Here is a 19,477-nt window from a genome sequence, read left to right on the forward strand (position 1 = left end):
GAAACTTCCCGACCTGGTTCAGACGCCTTCCTCGTCCCGCCCCGGTACCGGCTGCAACACCAGCAGCAGGCCACACATCGCCACCGCCAGGTAGTTGAACAGCAGCCAGCGCACCGCCTCGGGCGCCAGCCCACGCACCAGGAAATACACCAGGCAGAGCAGCGCGACGGCGAGCAACAACTGACCGCGAAGGTCTCGCCAGAGGCTCCTCGGCCCGTGGCTCGACACCAACACCAGCGCCTGCAGCACCGCACAGAATCCGGCGAAGCCGATCAGCAGCGGCGTCAACGCCGCGGCTACGGTTTCCACCAGCAGCGGCGCCAGTCCGGTCTTGGCCAACGCAGGCAGGACCACGAACTGCAGCAACCAGAGGCCGCCGACCCAGAACGTCTGGGCCAGCAGCCAACTGATCGCGCCTGCGCGCAACGGGGCGCGCTTAGATATGGCGAACCTCGACGATCTCGTACTCGACGTCGCCGCCCGGGGTTCTCACCAGCACGGCATCGCCTTCGGTCTTGCCAATCAGCGCACGGGCGATCGGCGAATTCACCGAGATCTTGCCACCCTTGATATCCGCCTCGTCGTCGCCGACGATCTGGTAGGTCACGGTCTCGTCGGTCTCGACGTTGGCGATGTCGACGGTGGTGCCGAAGATCACCTTGCCGCTGTGCGGGATGGCGGTGACATCGATGACCTGGGCGTTGGACAGCTTGGCCTCGATGTCGCGGATACGCGCCTCGACCATGCCCTGCTGTTCGCGCGCCGCATGGTACTCGGCGTTTTCCTTGAGGTCGCCCAGTTCACGCGCTTCGGCGATGGCCTGGCTGATCTGCGGGCGCAGCACGCCCTTCAGGTGTTTCACTTCTTCTTCCAGGGCGCGGGCGCCCTGGACGGTCATGGGGAACTTGCTCATGCCTTGATTCCTGCGTGGAGATCCTGCAGACGCCGAACGGTCTTCTCGGGACCGAACTTGAGCGCCTCACAGATCGCCTGCCCACCCGCAATGGTGGTGGTGCAGCAGATCTTGTGCTGCAGGGCGTTTCGACGAATGGAGTAGGAGTCAGCGATGGACTGCCGGCCCTCGGTGGTGTTGATGATCAGGGTGACCTCGTCGTTCTTGATCATGTCCACCACGTGCGGGCGACCTTCGGTCACCTTGTTCACGCGACGCACCGGCAGGCCTGCGGCTTCGATGACACGCGCGGTACCGGCGGTGGCTACCACTTCGAAGCCCAGCGCGACCAGGTCGCCAGCCACCTGGGCGGCGAACGGCTTGTCGTCTTCGCGGACGCTGATGAAGGCGCAACCGGCGGTCGGGAGGATCTCGCTGGCCCCCAACTGAGCCTTGGCAAAGGCTTCGGCAAAGCTATCACCGACGCCCATCACTTCACCAGTGGACTTCATTTCCGGGCCGAGGATCGGATCGACGCCGGGGAACTTGGCGAACGGGAACACCGCTTCCTTGACGCTGAAGAACGGCGGGATGATTTCCTGGGTGAAGCCGACCTCGGCCAGGGTCTTGCCGGCCATGACGCGGGCGGCGACCTTGGCCAGCGACTCGCCGACGCACTTGGAGACGAACGGCACGGTACGCGAGGCGCGCGGATTGACCTCGATGACGAAGATATCCTCGCCCTGCACCGCCATCTGCACGTTCATCAGGCCGACCACGCCAAGCTCCAGGGCCATTTTCTTGACCTGCTCGCGGATCTCGTCCTGGATGTGCTGCGGCAGCGAGTACGGCGGCAGCGAACAGGCGGAGTCGCCGGAGTGAACGCCAGCCTGCTCGATATGCTGCATGATCGCGCCGATCACCACGATCTCGCCGTCGCATACCGCGTCGATGTCGACTTCGATGGCGCAGTTGAGGAAGTGATCGAGCAGCACCGGGCTGTCGTTGGAAACCTGCACCGCCTCGCGCATGTAGCGCTTGAGTTCTTCTTCCTGGTAGACGATTTCCATCGCCCGCCCGCCCAGCACGTAGGACGGACGTACCACCAGCGGATAACCGATGGCCTTGGACGCGGCCAGGGCCTCGTCTTCGCTGCGCGCGGTAGCGTTGGCCGGCTGGCGCAGGTTCAGGCGCTGGACCATCTGCTGGAAGCGCTCGCGGTCTTCGGCACGGTCGATGGCGTCCGGGCTGGTGCCGATGATCGGCACGCCGGCCTCTTCGAGGGCGCGGCAGAGTTTCAGCGGGGTCTGGCCGCCGTACTGGACGATCACGCCCTTGGGCTGCTCGACGCGGACGATCTCAAGGACGTCCTCGAGGGTCACCGGCTCGAAGTACAGGCGGTCGGAGGTGTCATAGTCGGTGGAGACGGTTTCCGGGTTGCAGTTGACCATGATGGTCTCGTAGCCGTCTTCGCGCATCGCCAGCGCCGCGTGCACGCAGCAGTAGTCGAACTCGATGCCCTGGCCGATGCGGTTCGGACCGCCGCCGAGGATCATGATCTTCTCGCGGCTCGACGGGTTGGCCTCGCACTCTTCCTCGTAGGTCGAATACATGTAGGCGGTGTCGGTGGCGAACTCGGCGGCGCAGGTATCGACACGCTTGTAGACCGGCAGCACCTTCAGCTTGTGGCGATGGCTGCGCAGGTTCTTCTCGGTGACGCCTAGCAGCTTGGCCAGGCGCGCGTCGGAGAAGCCCTTGCGCTTGAGCTTGTACATCAGCTCGCGATCGATGGAGGACAGGCCGAGGGTCTTGACCTTCTCCTCGTCCTTGACCAGGTCCTCGATCTGCACCAGGAACCATTCGTCGATGCGGGTCAGCTCGAACACTTCCTCGACGCTCTTGCCGGCGCGGAAGGCGTCGGCGACGTACCAGACACGCTCGGCGCTGGGCACGGTCAGCTCGCGCTTGAGGATGCTGTCGGCCTCCGGGTCGTTCAGGTCGAGCTTCGGATCGAAGCCGGTGGCGCCGACTTCCAGGCCACGCAAGGCTTTCTGCACCGACTCCTGGAAGGTCCGGCCGATGGCCATGACTTCGCCGACCGACTTCATCTGGGTGGTCAGGCGGGCATCGGCTTTCGGGAACTTCTCGAAGGCGAAGCGCGGGATCTTGGTCACCACGTAGTCGATGGCCGGCTCGAACGACGCCGGGGTGCGACCGCCGGTGATGTCGTTCTGCAGTTCGTCGAGGGTGTAGCCGACCGCCAGCTTGGCGGCGATCTTGGCGATCGGGAAACCAGTGGCCTTGGAGGCCAGGGCCGAGGAGCGGGAAACCCGCGGGTTCATCTCGATCACCACCATGCGCCCGGTGTTCGGGCAGATGCCGAACTGCACGTTGGAACCGCCGGTTTCCACGCCGATCTCGCGCAATACCGCCAGCGAGGCGTTGCGCATGATCTGGTATTCCTTGTCGGTCAGGGTCTGCGCCGGCGCCACGGTGATCGAGTCACCGGTGTGCACACCCATCGGGTCGAAGTTCTCGATGGAGCAGACGATGATGCAGTTGTCCTTCTTGTCGCGGACCACCTCCATCTCGTATTCCTTCCAGCCGATCAGCGACTCGTCGATCAGCAGCTCGTTGGTCGGCGACAGGTCGAGGCCACGGGCGCAGATCTCTTCGAACTCTTCACGGTTGTAGGCGATACCGCCGCCGGTGCCGCCCATGGTGAAGGACGGACGGATGATGCAGGGGAAGCCGACCTGCTCGAGCACGCCGTAGGCCTCCTCCATGCTGTGGGCGATGCCCGAGCGCGGACAGGCCAGGCCGATATCCTTCATCGCCTTGTCGAAGCGCGAGCGGTCCTCGGCCTTGTCGATGGTATCGGCATTGGCGCCGATCATCTCCACGCCGAACTTCTCCAGCACGCCGTGGCGCTCCAGGTCCAGGGCGCAGTTCAGCGCAGTCTGGCCGCCCATGGTCGGCAGCAGCGCGTCGGGGCGTTCCTTCTCGATGATCTTGGCCACGGTGGCCCACTTGATCGGCTCGATGTAGGTCGCGTCGGCCATCGCCGGGTCGGTCATGATGGTCGCGGGGTTGGAGTTCACCAGGATGACGCGGTAGCCCTCCTCGCGCAGGGCCTTGCAGGCCTGGGCGCCGGAGTAGTCGAATTCGCAGGCCTGGCCAATCACGATGGGGCCGGCACCGAGGATCAGGATGCTCTTTATGTCTGTACGTTTTGGCATGGGACTCTCGTTGCAATAATCAGGACAGGGTTGCGGTGGCCAGCTTCACACCAAAGCCGACGAACAGGGCGCCGACGCCCGAAGTGGCGCCGGCAGCCAACCGTTGCCGCCGGCGGAACCAGGCCGCCAGCCGCACACCGGTGAAAATCAGGAAGCTCAGGTAAAGGGCGCTGACCAGTTCCAGGATCACCGCCAGCACCAGGAACGACAGGCCCGGATAGGCATAGCCGGGATCGACGAACTGGATGAAGAAGGAGATGAAGAACAGGATCGCCTTGGGATTCGACAGGCTGAGCAGCAGCGCCTTGCGGAACGGCTGGTGGACATCCACCTGTTCGGCCTGCGCCGCCGTCGCCTCGGGATTGCGCAGCTTGCGCCAGGCGCCCCGCAGCATGCCGACGCCGAGATAGAACAGGTAGGCCGCACCGAGGTACTTCAGGCCGATGAACAGCATCGGCTCGGCCTTCAGCAGGGAGGCCACACCGAGGGCCGACAGCAGCATCAGCACCGCGTCTCCGAGGAACACGCCGCAGGCGGCCCGGTAGCCGGTCGCCACGCCACGCTGGGCCGAAGTCGCGAGGACGAACAACGAATTCGGTCCGGGCAACAGGATCACGAAAACCACACCCAGCACGTAGGTCCAGAAATCGGTTATCCCCAGGGTCGGCATGGCTCTGCTCCTCAGCGACGCTCGGCCATCGCCGAGATGAAGCGGTCGAACAGCGGGGCGACGTCATGCGGACCGGGGCTCGCCTCGGGGTGGCCCTGGAAGCTGAAAGCGACCTTGTCGGTGCGCTCGATACCCTGCAGGGTACCGTCGAACAGCGACTTGTGAGTGGCTCGCAGGTTGTCCGGCAGGGTGCTCTCGTCGACCGCGAAACCGTGGTTCTGGCTGGTGATCATCACCACGCCGCTGTCCAGGTCCTGCACCGGGTGGTTGGCGCCGTGGTGCCCGTGGCCCATCTTCAGGGTCTTGGCGCCAGAGGCCAGGGCCAGCAACTGATGGCCGAGGCAGATGCCGAACACCGGGATCTCGGTATCGAGGAATTCGCGGATCGCCTGGATCGCGTAGTCGCACGGTTCGGGGTCGCCGGGGCCGTTGGAAAGGAAGATGCCGTCAGGGTTCAGCGCCAGCACTTCGCTGGCCGGTGTCTGCGCCGGCACCACGGTCAGGCGGCAGCCGCGCGCCACCAGCATGCGCAGGATGTTCAGCTTCACGCCGTAGTCGTAGGCCACCACGTGATACGGCAGTTCACCGGCCGGGATCTCCGGATGACTGTCGCTTTCCAGGTTCCAGACGCTGGAGCGCCACTCGTAGCGCTCGGCGGTGGTGACCTCCTTGGCCAGGTCCATGCCCTTCAGGCCGGGGAAGGCGCGAGCCAGCTCCAGCGCGCGTTCCTCGGTAGCGTCGGCACCAGCCAGGATGCAGCCGTTCTGCGAACCCTTCTCGCGGAGGATACGGGTCAGGCGACGGGTATCGATGCCGGCGATGGCGACGGTGCCGTTGGCTTTCAGGTAGTCAGGCAGCGACTGCTTGCTGCGCCAGTTGCTGGCGATCAGCGGCAGGTCGCGGATGATCAGGCCGGCGGCCCAGACACGGTTGGCCTCGGCGTCTTCCGGGGTGGTACCGGTATTGCCGATGTGCGGGTAGGTCAGGGTGACGATCTGCTGGGCGTAGGAAGGATCGGTAAGGATTTCCTGGTAGCCGGTCATGGCGGTGTTGAACACCACCTCGCCAACGGTCTGGCCGTCGGCACCGATGGCTTCACCGCGAAAAATGCTGCCGTCGGCAAGTGCAAGTATGGCTGGCTTAGTCAAGAAGACCTCCCGTAAATCAAGCCTGACTGGTCGCGCAGGTGTAAAAAAGCGGGATGACACCGTGAAGAGTCATCCCGCTTTTTTTCGATTCATGCTGCGCTGCTTTTAGTGGACACACTAAAGCTGTAGTTTACAGAATCGCGACATTCCGGTCCACCAATAAGACGACGTGCGGCAGCGCCTCAGCGTAGGCCGAGCACATCCTGCATGTCGTACAGGCCGTTCTCCTTGCCCTCCAGCCACAGCGCCGCACGCACCGCGCCACGGGCGAAGGTCATGCGGCTGGAAGCCTTGTGGGTGATCTCCACGCGCTCGCCCTCGGCGGCGAACAGCACGGTGTGGTCGCCCACCACGTCGCCGGCGCGCACGGTGGCGAAGCCGATGGTTTCCCGCGCCCGCGCGCCGGTCTGCCCCTCACGTCCGTAGACCGCCACTTCCTGGAGGTCCCGGCCGAGCGCCTGGGCTACCACCTCGCCCATGCGCAAGGCGGTGCCGGACGGTGCATCGACCTTGTGCCGGTGATGGGCCTCGATGATCTCGATATCCACTTCGTCGCCCAGCACCCGTGCCGCGGTATCCAGAAGCTTCAGGCAAAGGTTCACGCCGACGCTGAAGTTGGCAGCGAAGACGATCGGGATATCCTTCGCCGCTTCGGCCAGCAGCAGCTTCTCGTCGGCGCTGAAGCCGGTGGTGCCGATGACCATCGCGCGGCGCGCCTTGCGGCACTGCTCGATGTTCTTCAGGGTTACGGAGGGATGGGTGAAGTCGATCAGGACGTCGAACTCCTCGCAGACCTTGCCCAGGTCCCCGGACAGCGGCACGCCGATCCGGCCGAGACCGGCCAGCTCGCCGGCGTCCGCCCCCACCAGGGTGCTATCCGGACGATCCACCGCCGCCGTCAGCCCGGCGGCACCGCCGGTCTGCTGAACGGCCTCGATCAGGTTCTTGCCCATGCGCCCGGCGGCGCCCACTACGGCTATACGTCGCATAAAACCACTCCACGCGGAACCCGGACGCGGCGGTCAGGCCGCGCCCATGGCTTTGTTTATAGGTCGTCGAAGAAACGCTTCATGCCTTCGAACCAGCCACTGGCCTTGGGCGAATGCGAGGTGTCGCTCTGCAACGACTTGCGGAACTCCTCGAGCAGCTCGCGCTGGCGCTTGTCCAGGTTCACCGGGGTTTCCACCACCACCTTGCACATCAGGTCGCCGGCGCCGCCGCCGCGCACCGGGGCCACGCCCTTGCCGCGCAGGCGGAACAGCTTGCCGGTCTGGGTGCTTTCCGGAATCTTCAGCTTGACCCGGCCATCCAGGGTCGGCACTTCCAGCTCGCCACCCAACGCAGCGTCGGCGAAACTGATCGGCACTTCGCAGTACAGATGCTTGCCGTCGCGCTGGAAGATCGGGTGCTCGCGCACATTGACCACCACGTACAGGTCGCCCGCCGGACCACCCATGCTGCCGGCCTCACCTTCGCCGGTGAGACGGATGCGGTCGCCGGTGTCGACGCCGGCCGGCACCTTCACCGACAGAGTCTTCTGCTCTTCCACGCGCCCCTGGCCATGGCAGGAGCCACAGGGATCGGAAATCATCTTGCCGCTGCCGTGGCAGCGCGGACAGGTCTGCTGGACCGAGAAGAAGCCCTGCTGCATGCGCACCTGGCCGATACCGCCGCAAGTGGTGCAGGTGACCGGTGTGGTGCCGGGCTTGGCGCCGCTGCCGTTGCAGGTCTTGCAACCGACCAGGGTCGGCACGCGGATGGTGACGGTGGTGCCGCGTACCGCCTCTTCCAGGTCGAGATCCAGGGTGTAGCGCAGGTCCGCGCCGCGCTGCGCGCCGCCGCGCGAGCCACCGCGGGCGCCGCCGCCACCGAAGAAATCGCTGAACACATCGCCGAAGATGTCGGAGAAGCTCGCCCCGCCGAAACCGGCGCCAGCGCCCCCTCCCATGTTCGGATCGACGCCGGCATGGCCGTACTGGTCGTAGGCCGCCCGCTTGCTGGCATCGGAGAGGACCTCGTAGGCCTCGTTGGCCTCCTTGAACTTGTCCTCGGCTTCCTTGTCGCCAGGATTGCGGTCCGGGTGGTATTTCATCGCCAGGCGACGGTAGGCCTTCTTCAGGTCCGCCTCGCTGGCGCCACGCTCAACCCCCAGAACCTCGTAAAAGTCTCGTTTCGCCATAACCTTTCCGTCTCAATTAAGGACCCTCCAGACACGCCAACGCGGGAGCAGGCTCCCGCGTGGCGGATCATGCGTACCGGCCTGGCCGGCACGCGGGGCAGAAGCAAGCCGGGGCTTACTTGTTGTCCTTGACCTCTTCGAACTCGGCGTCCACCACGTCGTCAGCGGCTTTCGCCTGCTCGCCCTGGGGAGCGTCTTCGCCCTGCTGGGCCTGTTCGGCGTACATCTTCTGCGCCAGCGGGGTGGAAGCCTGGGACAGAGCATTCATCTTGGCCTCGATCTCGGCCTTGTCGTCGCCCTTCACCGCCGCTTCCAGCTCGCCCAGCGCCTTCTCGATGGTCGCCTTGTCCTCGGCGGTGGCCTTGTCGCCCGCCTCGGTGATCATCTTGCGGGTCGCGTGGACCAGCGCGTCGCCCTGGTTGCGAGCGGCAGCCAGTTCCTCGAACTTGCGGTCCTCCTCGGCGTTCGCCTCGGCATCGCGGACCATCTGCTGGATCTCATCCTCGGACAGGCCGGAGGATGCCTTGATCACGATGGACTGCTGCTTGCCGGTGGCCTTGTCCTTCGCCGAGACGTGCAGGATGCCGTTGGCATCGATATCGAAGGTCACCTCGATCTGCGGCACGCCGCGCGGAGCCGGCGGAATGTCGGCCAGGTCGAACTTGCCCAGCGACTTGTTCTGCGCGGCCTGCTTGCGCTCGCCCTGCAGCACGTGGATGGTCACCGCGCCCTGGTTGTCGTCGGCGGTGGAGAACACCTGCGACTTCTTGGTCGGGATGGTGGTGTTCTTCTCGATCAGACCGGTCATCACGCCGCCCAGGGTCTCGATGCCGAGGGTCAGCGGAGTCACGTCGAGCAGCAGCACGTCCTTCACGTCGCCGGCCAGGACCGCACCCTGGATGGCGGCACCGACAGCCACGGCTTCGTCCGGGTTGACGTCCTTGCGCGCTTCCTTGCCGAAGAACTCGGCAACGGTCTTCTGTACCAGCGGCATGCGGGTCTGGCCGCCGACCAGGATCACTTCATGGATATCGGAAACATCCAGGCCGGCATCCTTCAGCGCGGTGCGGCACGGCTCGATGGTGCGCTGCACCAGGTCTTCGACCAGGGACTCCAGCTTGGCGCGGGAAACCTTGACGTTCAGGTGCTTCGGACCGCTCGCGTCGGCAGTCACGTACGGCAGGTTGACGTCGGTCTGCTGGGTCGAGGACAGCTCGATCTTGGCTTTCTCGGCCGCTTCCTTCAGACGCTGCATGGCCAGCGGGTCGCCCTTCAGGTTGATGCCGCTTTCCTTCTTGAACTCGTCGACGAGGTAGTCGATCAGGCGGATGTCGAAGTCTTCGCCGCCGAGGAAGGTGTCGCCGTTGGTGGCCAGCACTTCGAACTGATGCTCGCCGTCGACTTCGGCGATCTCGATCACCGACACGTCGAAGGTACCGCCGCCCAGGTCATAGACGATCACGGTGTGGTCGCCCTTGGCCTTGTCCAGGCCGTAGGCCAGCGCCGCCGCGGTCGGCTCGTTGATGATCCGCTTGACGTCGAGGCCGGCGATGCGGCCGGCGTCCTTGGTGGCCTGGCGCTGGCTGTCGTTGAAGTAGGCCGGAACGGTGATCACCGCTTCGGTGACCGGCTCGCCGAGGTAGTCTTCGGCGGTCTTCTTCATTTTCTTCAGCACTTCGGCGGAAATCTGCGGAGGTGCCATCTTCTGGCCCTTCACTTCCACCCAGGCGTCGCCGTTGTCGGCCTTGACGATGCTGTACGGCACCATCTGGATGTCTTTCTGTACCACGTTCTCTTCGAAGCGACGGCCGATCAGGCGCTTCACCGCATACAGGGTGTTCTGCGGGTTGGTGACCGCCTGGCGCTTGGCCGGCTGGCCCACCAGGGTTTCGCCATCGTTGGTGTAGGCGATGATCGAGGGGGTGGTACGCGCGCCCTCGGCGTTCTCGATGACCTTGACGTTACCGTTCTCCAGGATAGCCACGCAGGAGTTGGTGGTACCCAGGTCGATGCCAATGATTTTGCCCATATTCACTCTCCAGAAACTTTGATTCCGTGCGACCCGCCCGTGGGTCTCGTGCTCGGTTGACTACCCAGATGGGGTCGTCGCGTCGAATTTCAAGCCTGCTCGTCGATGGAAGGCGGGGTTTCCGCCGGCGCCTTGCTGACCACCACCATCGCCGGACGCAGCAGGCGGCCGTTGAGCAGGTAGCCTTTCTGGAACACCTTGAGGACACTGCCCGGCTCGGCCGAAGCGCTTTCCTGCATGGCCATCGCCTGGTGCTGCTCGGGGTTGAAAGGCTCGCCTTCCGGGTTCAGCGCCTCCACCTGGTAGCGGCGCAGGGTGTCGTCGAACATCTTCAGGGTCAGTTCCATCCCTTCGCGCATCGGCTTGATCGCCTCGTCGTTGGGATCGGACATCTCCAGGCCGCGCTCGAGGGTGTCGACCACCGCCAGCAGGTCGCCGGCGAATTTCTCCAGCGCGAACTTGTGCGCCTTCTCGACATCCTGCTCCGCACGCCGGCGTACGTTCTGCAGATCCGCGACCATGCGCAGCGCCTGGTCCTGGGCGGCAGCCAGCTGCTCCTCCAGTTCCTGCACGCGGGCGGTCAGGTCCTCGGCGGCGCCGGTGGGCTGCTCGGGGGTCTGTTGATCCAGGGTCTGCTGTTCGTCAGCCATGCCACTCTCCTTCAAAAATAAGCTGGCAAATACAAGGCGAACGCATAAGTTCGCAACGTTGCCGGCTATATGGGGACGGCTTTCCACGGTTCAAGGGGCGAGCGGCAATTGCCAGCCGGAAAAAATACTGTATAAATAACCAGACAAAACCCACGGAGCCACCCGCCATGCTGGTTCACCTGTCCGTTCACAACTACGCCATCGTCGAGCACCTGGATCTCGAACTCGCTACCGGCATGAGCGTGATCACCGGCGAAACCGGCGCAGGCAAGTCGATCATGCTCGACGCCCTCGGCCTTACCCTCGGCGACCGCGCCGACAGCGGCGCGGTACGTCCCGGAGCGGACAAGGCCGACATTCTCGCCAGCTTCGACGTCAGCGCCATCGCCGAGGCCCGCGACTGGCTCGCCGAGCGCGACCTGGAACAGGACGGTCCGTGCATCCTGCGCCGGGTGATCACTGCCGAAGGTCGCTCGCGTGCCTACATCAACGGCACGCCCTGCCCTCTGGGCGACCTGAAGAGCCTGGGCGAACTGCTGATCGACATCCATAGCCAGCACGAGCACCAGTCGCTGCTGAAGAGCGAGACCCACCGGCGCCTGCTCGACGAGTACGCCGGCTGCCAGGAGCTGGCGCGCCAGGTGCAGCTCGCCGCGCAACGCTGGAAGCAGACCAGCCAGGAACTCGAACGCCTGTCGCGTAGCGGCGACGAACAGCGCGCCCGCCACCAGTTGCTCAGTTACCAGCTGGAAGAACTGGAAAACCTGTCCCTCGGCGAAAACGAACTGGAAAGCCTGGAGCAGGAGCAGAAGACCCTGAGCAACGCCGAAAGCCTGCTCGCCGCCTGCCGCCAAGTCGTGGAAATGTGCAGCGAGAGCGATGCCGGCAACGTCCTTTCCGCGCTCAATGCCAGCCTCAGCCGCCTGACCTCGTTCAGCGGCCAGCCCGCCGCCCTCGGCGAAGCGGTCAACCTGTTGTCCAGCGCGCAGATCCAGGTCGAGGAGGCGATCGGCGAACTGAACCGCTTCGTCGACCACTTCGATGCCGATCCCAATCGCCAGCAGCAGGTCGAGGAGCGCCTGGACGTCATTTATTCCCTGGCGCGCAAGCACCGGGTCCAGCCCGCCGAACTGGCCGACCTGCAGCAGCGCCTGTTCGACGAACTGGAGGCGCTGAACGCCGACGACGAAGCGGTCGGACGCCTGGGCGACGAGCTGGCCGCCTACGCCCGGCATTACCAGGAAAAAGCCGACGAACTGAGCCGCCTGCGCCAGGCCGCGGCCGCACCTCTTGCCGCCAGCGTGGAACAGGAGATGCAGCGCCTGGGCATGCCCGGAGGGCGCTTCGCCATCGTCCTGCATCCCGGCGACAGCGCCGAGCCGCAGGCCAACGGACTGGAAAGCGTGGAGTTCCTGGTCAGCGCCAACCCCGGGCAGCCGTTGAAAGGGCTGGCCAAGGTCGCCTCGGGCGGCGAACTGTCGCGGATCAGCCTGGCGATCCAGGTGATCACGGCACAGACCTCGCGCATCCCCACCCTGGTCTTCGACGAAGTCGACGTCGGCATCGGAGGCCCCACCGCCGAAGTGGTCGGACAGTTGCTGCGTCGCCTCGGCGAACGCGGCCAGGTCCTCACCGTGACCCACTTGCCGCAGGTCGCCGCCCAGGGCCACCAGCACCTGTTCGTGCACAAGGAACGCGGCAGCAGCGAAACCCGCACGGCGGTCGCCACCCTGAACAAGGCCCAGCGGATCGAGGAGATCGCCCGCATGCTCGGCGGCGTCGACCTGACCAAGGAATCCCTGGCCCACGCGAAGAAACTGGTCAACCTGGCCGCCCAGAACTGAACGTTCCTTCAATGGAAAATGAAAACGGCGACCCCAGGGTCGCCGTTTTCGCATGGAACCGTTGCGCGACTACTTCTTCTTGCGCACGTAGAGCACCAGATTGTGATCGACCAGCTCGAAGCCGCGCTCGCGGACGATTTCCTTCTGGCGCTTCTCGATTTCCGCATCCATGAACTCGATCACCTCGCCGGTATCGACGCAGACCATGTGGTCGTGGTGGCCGCTATCGGCGAGCTCGAACACGGCATGGCCGCCATCGAAGTTGTGACGCACCACCAGGCCGGCGGCCTCGAACTGGGTCAGCACCCGATAGACGGTTGCCAGGCCCACGTCCTCGCCTGCTTCCATCAGCGCCTTGTACACGTCTTCGGCGCTCATGTGGCGTTGCTCGGCCGAGTCGAGCATCTGCAGGATCTTGACCCGCGGCAGGGTCACTTTAAGGCCGGCTTTTCGAAGTTCGCTATTTTCAACCATGTCTGCTTTCTCAGCGCGGGATGTTTCGCAGTATCCCGGAATACGGGTATGATCGGGCTTTTATTTGCCCAGCCAAGATAGTGGAAGTCGCTCACCGATGCAAAACGCCAAGCTCATGCTGACCTGTCTCGCTTTCGCGGGGCTTGCCGCACTCGCCGGTTGCTCGTTTCCTGGCGTCTATAAAATCGACATCCAGCAAGGCAACGTCGTAACGCAGGACATGATAGACCAGTTGCGTCCCGGAATGACCCGACGCCAAGTGCGGTTTATCATGGGCAACCCACTGATCGTCGATACCTTCCACGCCAATCGTTGGGACTACCTCTACAGCATCCAGCCGGGCGGCGGTCGTCGCCAGCAGGAACGCGTCAGCCTGTTCTTCAACGACAGCGACCAACTGGCCGGCCTGAACGGCGACTTCATGCCCGGCGTCAGCCGCGACGAAGCGATCCTCGGCAAGGAAGGCAGCACCACCGTCACCCAGCCGGCCGACCAGCAGAAACCGGAAGAGCAGAAGGAAGAGCCGCCGAAACCGGGCTCCACCTTGGAACAGCTCCAGCGCGAAGTGGACGAAGCCCAGCCGGTACCGGTTCCGACCCCCGAACCTTTGGACCCCAGCCCGCAATGACGGCTGGCGTTCCACGAAAAAGCCCGGCATTCGCCGGGCTTTTTCATTTCCGCAGGAAACCTCACGGCTAACCGCCTTCGCGCTCGCTCCGGGCCCGTGCGGCACGCTGCTTGCGCACCTCCTTGGGATCGGCGATCAACGGGCGGTAGATCTCCACCCGTTCGCCGGCCTCCAGCACCCGCTCCTCCGGGCGAGCCAGGAGCTTGCCGAAGATACCCAGCGGACAACCTTGCACATCCAGCCCTGGAAACGCCTCGGCGATGCCGGAGAGCAGCACGGCCTCGCGTGCGCTGGTACCTGCCGGCACGCTCAGGCGCAGTAACGCCTGTCGCTCCGGCAGCGCGTAGACCACCTCGACGGCGATCTCAGCCATAGAGTTGCTTGGCGCGCTGGCAGAACGCGTCGACCATGGTGTTGGCGGCCTGGGTGAACAGCGGCCCGAGGGTCGCCTTGACCAGCGGCCCGGCGTAATCGAAGGTCAGGTCGAGAGTGATCTTGCAAGCCTTCTCGCCCAGCGCCTTGAACTGCCAGACGCCATGCAGTTCGGTGAACGGTCCGTTTTCCAGGTTCATCTCGATGGAAGCTCCCGGCACCAGCACGTTGCGGGTGGTGAAGCGCTGGCTGAGGCTACCCTTGGCCACGGTCAGCTCGGCGCGCATCAGGCTTTCGCTCTCCTCCAGGACCTGGCTGGCCGAACACCAGGGCAGGAACTCCGGATAGCGCTTCACGTCGTTCACCAGATCGAACAGCGCACGGGCGGGATAAGGCAACAGCGCCGAACGCTGGATATGGGTGCTCATAGAACTCTCACTTCTGCTGTCGAGCGGGCGACTCCCCAAGCATAGCCGGCGGGACGGCGGCATCCGCCACGGCGGCGCGCTGCGCCCGCCGACCGGGGCCAGGGTTCGGCAGAAAAACGCTCAGCACAGCCTGACGCCACTTGAAGACTTTTCTTACAAAACCTTGGCCAGCGGCCAGGAAAAGAGTGGGCATTGTCCGAAATTCACCTCTATCCCTCAAGCGCGACGCCGCCCCATAGCGGTGAAGCCGGCGACTCCCTATAATGCGCCGCCTATGGCTAAGCAGAAGAAACACCCTTCGGGGACCATCGCGCAGAACAAGAAGGCTCTGCACGACTATTTCATCGAACAACGCTTCGAGGCGGGCGTCGCCCTGGCGGGCTGGGAAGTGAAAAGCCTGCGCGCCGGCAAGGCCCAACTGGTCGACAGCTACGTGCTGCTCAAGGATGGCGAGGCCTGGCTGCTCGGCAGCCACATCACGCCCCTGACCACCGCCAGCACGCACGTGATCGCCGACCCGGTGCGCACGCGCAAGCTGCTGCTGCACAAGCGCGAACTGGGCAAGCTGTTCGGCGCCGTGCAACAGAAGGGCTACGCCTGCGTCGCCCTGTCGATGTACTGGAAGAAGCACCTGGTCAAGTGCGAGATCGCCCTGGCCAAGGGCAAGAAGGACTTCGACAAGCGCCACACCGAGAAGGAGCGCGACTCCGATCGGGAGATCCAACGCGCCATGCGCCACGGCAAGGACGACTGAGCGCCTCCCTGCACGCGCCTCGCTAGTCTTCCTGCACGCTGCGCCGGCGCTGCGAGCGCTTCATCCTGCGCGCCTCTTCCTGGACCTCCGCCAGGACCTCCTGCACATAATGGATGTGCTGGTTGGACACCTCCCGGGCCAGCTCCGCCTGACCGCTGATGATCGCGTCGTATAGGCGCTGGTGCTGCTCCATCAGTTGCGCGCGGGTTTCCGTGCGCTGCGCGTACATCCCGCCGATATTGGTCACCACGTTGCGCCGCAGCAAGTCGAACAGGCCCTTGATGGTGTGCAGCAGCACGGTGTTGTGGCTGGCCTCGGCGATCGCCAGGTGGAAGCGCGCGTCGGCGGCGCCCTCTTCCGCGCTGACCTGGTCGTTGCGCGCATAGCAGGCCTGGAGCGCCTCGAAGGCCTCGGTCAGGCGCTGGTGATCGAGGGAGGTCGCACGCAGCGCCGCGTAGTAGGCACAGGCCCCTTCCAGCGTGTGGCGAAACTCCAGCAGGTCGCGCTGGGCCTCCGGGTTACCCTCCAGCAGGTGCAGCAGCGGATCGCTGAAAGTCGCGCCCAGCGATTCGGTCACATAGTTGCCGCCCCCCTGGCGGCTGACCAGCAGCCCCTTCGCCACCAGTTTCTGGATCGCCTCGCGCAGCGACGGCCGGGAAACCCCGAACTGCTCGGCAAGCACGCGCTCGGCGGGCAGCCGCTCGCCGGACTTCAGCGTGCCCTCCAGGATCATCGCCTCCAGTTGCGCAACGATGTCATCCGACAGACGGCGCTGCCTGACCTGACCAAATTCCATATCCCGACACCCTTACCCGAAGTTTCGTCGCAAAGCCTCTGCCATGCGCCCAGCGCGAAAAAGAGAGGAAGCGTACCGAGCCGCTCCCCGCACCACAAGCGAGCCGCCACGAGCCCCGCACGAGCATCCTTAGACAAAAGTCGTAGACGGGCAAATTGACACGCCGAACGCTCGACTCTTAACCTGAGCGCTCGCTTTTGTAAATTGGTCTTACCAATTATGCGAGCTTTGCCAGGTTCGGCTGCCCAGCGCCCTTGCACACACAGGTCTTGGCGCGTGTCCGATCTGGTCACAGGCAAACCCAACAACAATTAGGGAGCCAACCCCCATGCAAGCCTGGCAACAACTCTATACCCCCCTGGGCAGTCTCGGCCTGTCGGCCGCCGCGGCCGTCATCCCGATCGTGTTCTTCTTCCTCGCCCTGGCGGTATTCCGCCTCAAGGGCCACATCGCCGGCAGCATCACCCTGGCGCTGGCCATCACGGTGGCCATCTTCGCCTTCCACATGCCCGCCGACATGGCCTTCGCCGCCGCCGGCTACGGCTTCCTCTACGGTCTCTGGCCGATCGCCTGGATCATCGTCGCCGCGGTCTTCCTCTACAAACTGACGGTGAAGAGCGGCCAGTTCGAGGTGATCCGCAGCTCGGTGCTGTCGATTACCGGCGACCAGCGCCTGCAGGTACTGCTGATCGGCTTCTCCTTCGGGGCCTTCCTCGAAGGCGCCGCCGGTTTCGGCGCGCCGGTGGCGATCACCGCCGCCCTGCTCGTCGGCCTCGGCTTCAATCCGCTCTACGCCGCCGGCCTGTGCCTGATCGCCAACACTGCGCCGGTGGCCTTCGGCGCACTGGGCATCCCGATCATCGTCGCCGGCCAGGTGACCGGTATCGACGCCTTCAAGATCGGCGCCATGACCGGCCGCCAACTGCCGTTCCTGTCGATCCTGGTACCGTTCTGGCTGGTGTTCATGATGGACGGCTGGCGCGGCATCCGCGAAACCTGGCCGGCCGCCATCGTCGCCGGCGGCAGCTTCGCCATCACTCAGTACCTGACGTCCAACTTCATCGGCCCGGAGTTGCCGGACATCACCTCGGCGCTGGTCAGCCTGGTCTCCCTGACCCTGTTCCTCAAGGTCTGGCAGCCGCAGGGCGCCAGCGAAGCGCTCGCCGCCAGCGGCGGCGCGGCCGTGGCCGGTGGCGGCTACGGCGGGCAACGCAGCGTCGAACCGTCCGCCTACAGCTTCGGCGAGATCCTCAAGGCCTGGTCGCCGTTCCTGGTGCTCACCGTACTGGTGACCATCTGGACCCTGAAACCTTTCAAGGCCCTGTTCGCCCCGGGCGGCGAGCTCTACTGGCTGGTGTTCAACTTCGCCATCCCGCACCTGGACCAACTGGTGGTCAAGGGCGCGCCGATCGCCACCAGCGCCACGCCGATCGCCGCGGTATTCAAGTTCGACCCGATCTCCGCCACCGGCACGGCGATCTTCCTCTCGGCGCTGGTATCGATGTTCATCCTGCGCATCGGAGCGAAAATTGGTATTACCACTTTCAAGGAAGTCCTGGTGGAGCTGAAGTGGCCGATCCTGTCCATCGGCATGGTCCTGGCCTTCGCCTTCGTCACCAACTACTCGGGCATGTCCACCACCCTGGCCCTGGTCCTGGCCGGTACCGGCGCGGCGTTCCCGTTCTTCTCGCCGTTCCTCGGCTGGCTGGGGGTATTCCTGACCGGTTCGGATACGTCCTCCAACGCCCTGTTCAGCTCCCTGCAGTCGACCACCGCGCACCAGATCGGAGTCAGCGACACCCTGCTGGTGGCCGCCAATACCAGCGGCGGCGTGACCGGCAAGATGATCTCCCCGCAATCCATCGCCGTGGCCTGTGCCGCGACCGGGATGGTCGGCAAGGAATCCGACCTGTTCCGCTTCACCCTGAAGCACAGCCTGATCTTCGCCGCGCTGGTCGGACTGATCACCCTGGCCCAGGCATACCTATTCACCGGCATGCTGGTGCACTGACCGCGCCCTGATCGGCCGCGCGTCGGCGATACTGCGCAGGAAATGGCCCGGGGGAGACTCGCCTACGATCGTAGGCCCGGCTCCCTTGGCCATTTCCGCCGTGTCCCGCTCCACTGCGCTCGATGCAAAACCTTTCGACACAACGGAAGAGCCCAATGATCATTTCCGCTTCCACCGACTACCGCGCCGCCGCCCAACGCAAGCTGCCGCCGTTCCTCTTCCACTATATCGACGGCGGCGCCTACGCCGAGTACACCCTGCGCCGCAACGTCGAGGACCTGTCGGCCATCGCCCTGCGTCAGCGGGTGCTGAAGAACATGTCCGAGCTGAGCCTGGAAACCCGCCTCTTCGACGAGACCCTGGCGATGCCGGTGGCGCTCGCCCCGGTCGGTCTCACCGGCATGTACGCCCGCCGCGGTGAAGTCCAGGCGGCGCGCGCGGCGGCGGCGAAGGGCGTGCCCTTCACCCTGTCGACGGTATCGGTGTGCCCGATCGAGGAGGTCGCCCCGGCCATCGACCGGCCGATGTGGTTCCAGCTCTACGTGCTGAAGGACCGCGGCTTCATGCGCAACGCCCTGGAGCGGGCCAAGGCCGCCGGCGTCACCACCCTGGTGTTCACCGTCGACATGCCGGTCCCCGGCGCCCGCTACCGCGACGCCCATTCCGGCATGAGCGGCCCCTACGCCGCGCCGCGCCGCATCCTGCAAGCCATGACCCACCCGGCCTGGGCCTGGGACGTCGGCCTGCTGGGCAAGCCCCACGACCTCGGCAACATCTCCGCCTACCGCGGCAACCCGACCGGACTGGAGGACTACATCGGCTGGCTGGGCGCCAACTTCGACCCGTCGATTTCCTGGAAGGACCTGGAGTGGATCCGCGAGTTCTGGGACGGCCCGATGGTGATCAAGGGCATCCTCGACCCCGAGGATGCCAGGGATGCGGTGAAGTTCGGCGCCGACGGCATCGTCGTCTCCAACCACGGCGGCCGCCAGCTCGATGGCGTGCTGTCCAGCGCCCGCGCGCTGCCGGCGATCGCCGACGCGGTGAAGGGCGAACTGGCGATCCTTGCCGACTCCGGCATCCGCACCGGTCTCGACGTGGTGCGGATGATCGCCCTCGGCGCCGACAGCGTGCTGCTCGGCCGCGCCTTCGTCTACGCCCTGGCCGCCGCCGGCGAGGCCGGGGTGCGCAACCTGCTCGAACTGATCGAAAAGGAAATGCGCGTGGCCATGGTCCTCACCGGGGCCAAGTCGATCGGCGAGATCAGCGCCGACTCGCTGGTCCGCGAACTGGGCGCCTGAGACGCCCGCCAGAAAAGCCTGAAAACGCCCGGGGCGTGACCGTCGTCCCAGGGCCGAGGAAA

At 65.1% G+C, this 19,477-nt stretch carries 18 protein-coding genes; 5 read left to right on the top strand and 13 right to left on the bottom strand.

All coding sequences use genetic code 11. The features are described 5' to 3' along the window. Positions 1-18: 18 nt before the first annotated feature. From M6E97_RS20750 to grpE, 9 genes are all read right to left on the bottom strand, one after another. Positions 19-426: a DUF4149 domain-containing protein gene (locus M6E97_RS20750; RefSeq protein ID WP_003109321.1), complete on the bottom strand. Its 408-nt coding sequence runs from the start codon at positions 424-426 to the stop codon at positions 19-21. 10 nt (positions 427-436) lie between these two features. Continuing rightward, complete coding sequence (gene greA, locus M6E97_RS20755; RefSeq protein WP_003095206.1) at positions 437-913, bottom strand: transcription elongation factor GreA; 477 nt, start codon at positions 911-913, stop codon at positions 437-439. Beyond that, positions 910-4,131, bottom strand: coding sequence for a carbamoyl-phosphate synthase large subunit (carB, locus tag M6E97_RS20760; RefSeq protein WP_003095207.1), 3,222 nt, complete (start codon positions 4,129-4,131; stop codon positions 910-912). The genes greA and carB overlap by 4 nt, the downstream gene beginning before the upstream one ends. 19 nt (positions 4,132-4,150) lie before the next feature. Next, positions 4,151-4,801, bottom strand: coding sequence for a leucine efflux protein LeuE (gene leuE, locus M6E97_RS20765; RefSeq protein ID WP_003095208.1), 651 nt, complete (start codon positions 4,799-4,801; stop codon positions 4,151-4,153). An 11-nt stretch (positions 4,802-4,812) separates the two neighbouring features. Then, the gene (gene carA / locus M6E97_RS20770) at positions 4,813-5,949 is read right to left on the bottom strand and encodes a glutamine-hydrolyzing carbamoyl-phosphate synthase small subunit (RefSeq protein ID WP_003095209.1); all 1,137 of its coding nucleotides are present in this window, start codon (positions 5,947-5,949) and stop codon (positions 4,813-4,815) included. Positions 5,950-6,131: 182 nt separating this feature from the next. Beyond that, positions 6,132-6,938, bottom strand: a complete 807-nt coding sequence (gene dapB / locus M6E97_RS20775) for a 4-hydroxy-tetrahydrodipicolinate reductase (protein ID WP_003095210.1) — start codon at positions 6,936-6,938, stop codon at positions 6,132-6,134. Positions 6,939-6,994: 56 nt separating this feature from the next. Further along, positions 6,995-8,128 (bottom strand): molecular chaperone DnaJ, encoded by a 1,134-nt coding sequence (gene dnaJ, locus M6E97_RS20780; protein ID WP_023092638.1) that lies wholly within the window; start codon positions 8,126-8,128, stop codon positions 6,995-6,997. Between the two features lie 115 nt (positions 8,129-8,243). Continuing rightward, positions 8,244-10,157 (bottom strand): molecular chaperone DnaK, encoded by a 1,914-nt coding sequence (dnaK, locus tag M6E97_RS20785; RefSeq protein ID WP_003095212.1) that lies wholly within the window; start codon positions 10,155-10,157, stop codon positions 8,244-8,246. Positions 10,158-10,246: 89 nt separating this feature from the next. Continuing rightward, positions 10,247-10,807 carry a nucleotide exchange factor GrpE gene (gene grpE / locus M6E97_RS20790; RefSeq protein ID WP_003095213.1) on the bottom strand — a complete coding sequence of 187 codons (561 nt, stop codon included), beginning with the start codon at positions 10,805-10,807 and terminating at the stop codon, positions 10,247-10,249. Positions 10,808-10,974: 167 nt separating this feature from the next. Between grpE and recN the strand changes: the two genes are divergently transcribed. After that, on the top strand, positions 10,975-12,651 hold the full coding sequence (gene recN, locus M6E97_RS20795) for a DNA repair protein RecN (protein WP_003135243.1): 1,677 nt from the start codon (positions 10,975-10,977) through the stop codon (positions 12,649-12,651). A 69-nt stretch (positions 12,652-12,720) separates the two neighbouring features. Here the strand turns inward: recN and fur are convergent, their stop codons facing one another. Continuing rightward, the gene (fur, locus tag M6E97_RS20800) at positions 12,721-13,125 is read right to left on the bottom strand and encodes a ferric iron uptake transcriptional regulator (protein WP_003095216.1); all 405 of its coding nucleotides are present in this window, start codon (positions 13,123-13,125) and stop codon (positions 12,721-12,723) included. A 97-nt stretch (positions 13,126-13,222) separates the two neighbouring features. On the opposite strand from fur, the gene M6E97_RS20805 reads away from it, so the two are divergent. Then, positions 13,223-13,753 carry an outer membrane protein assembly factor BamE gene (locus M6E97_RS20805; protein ID WP_003109323.1) on the top strand — a complete coding sequence of 177 codons (531 nt, stop codon included), beginning with the start codon at positions 13,223-13,225 and terminating at the stop codon, positions 13,751-13,753. 67 nt (positions 13,754-13,820) lie between these two features. Here the strand turns inward: M6E97_RS20805 and M6E97_RS20810 are convergent, their stop codons facing one another. Both M6E97_RS20810 and M6E97_RS20815 read right to left on the bottom strand, forming a co-directional pair. Next, positions 13,821-14,126: an RnfH family protein gene (locus tag M6E97_RS20810; protein ID WP_003095218.1), complete on the bottom strand. Its 306-nt coding sequence runs from the start codon at positions 14,124-14,126 to the stop codon at positions 13,821-13,823. Then, positions 14,119-14,553: a type II toxin-antitoxin system RatA family toxin gene (locus M6E97_RS20815; RefSeq protein ID WP_003100497.1), complete on the bottom strand. Its 435-nt coding sequence runs from the start codon at positions 14,551-14,553 to the stop codon at positions 14,119-14,121. The genes M6E97_RS20810 and M6E97_RS20815 overlap by 8 nt, the downstream gene beginning before the upstream one ends. Positions 14,554-14,827: 274 nt before the next feature. Here M6E97_RS20815 and smpB point away from each other — a divergent pair, with 274 nt between their 5' ends. Beyond that, positions 14,828-15,307, top strand: coding sequence for an SsrA-binding protein SmpB (smpB, locus tag M6E97_RS20820; RefSeq protein WP_003100496.1), 480 nt, complete (start codon positions 14,828-14,830; stop codon positions 15,305-15,307). Between the two features lie 22 nt (positions 15,308-15,329). Here smpB and M6E97_RS20825 read toward each other — a convergent pair whose 3' ends face one another. Next, positions 15,330-16,103, bottom strand: a complete 774-nt coding sequence (locus M6E97_RS20825; RefSeq protein ID WP_023098137.1) for an FCD domain-containing protein — start codon at positions 16,101-16,103, stop codon at positions 15,330-15,332. Positions 16,104-16,431: 328 nt separating this feature from the next. On the opposite strand from M6E97_RS20825, the gene M6E97_RS20830 reads away from it, so the two are divergent. Beyond that, positions 16,432-18,114 (top strand): lactate permease LctP family transporter, encoded by a 1,683-nt coding sequence (locus M6E97_RS20830; RefSeq protein ID WP_023098138.1) that lies wholly within the window; start codon positions 16,432-16,434, stop codon positions 18,112-18,114. Positions 18,115-18,269: 155 nt separating this feature from the next. Then, positions 18,270-19,415 (top strand): FMN-dependent L-lactate dehydrogenase LldD, encoded by a 1,146-nt coding sequence (lldD, locus tag M6E97_RS20835; protein ID WP_003100494.1) that lies wholly within the window; start codon positions 18,270-18,272, stop codon positions 19,413-19,415. Positions 19,416-19,477 lie beyond the last annotated feature (62 nt).

This window comes from Pseudomonas sp. B111, from assembly GCF_026428275.1.
Taxonomy (GTDB): domain Bacteria; phylum Pseudomonadota; class Gammaproteobacteria; order Pseudomonadales; family Pseudomonadaceae; genus Pseudomonas; species Pseudomonas aeruginosa.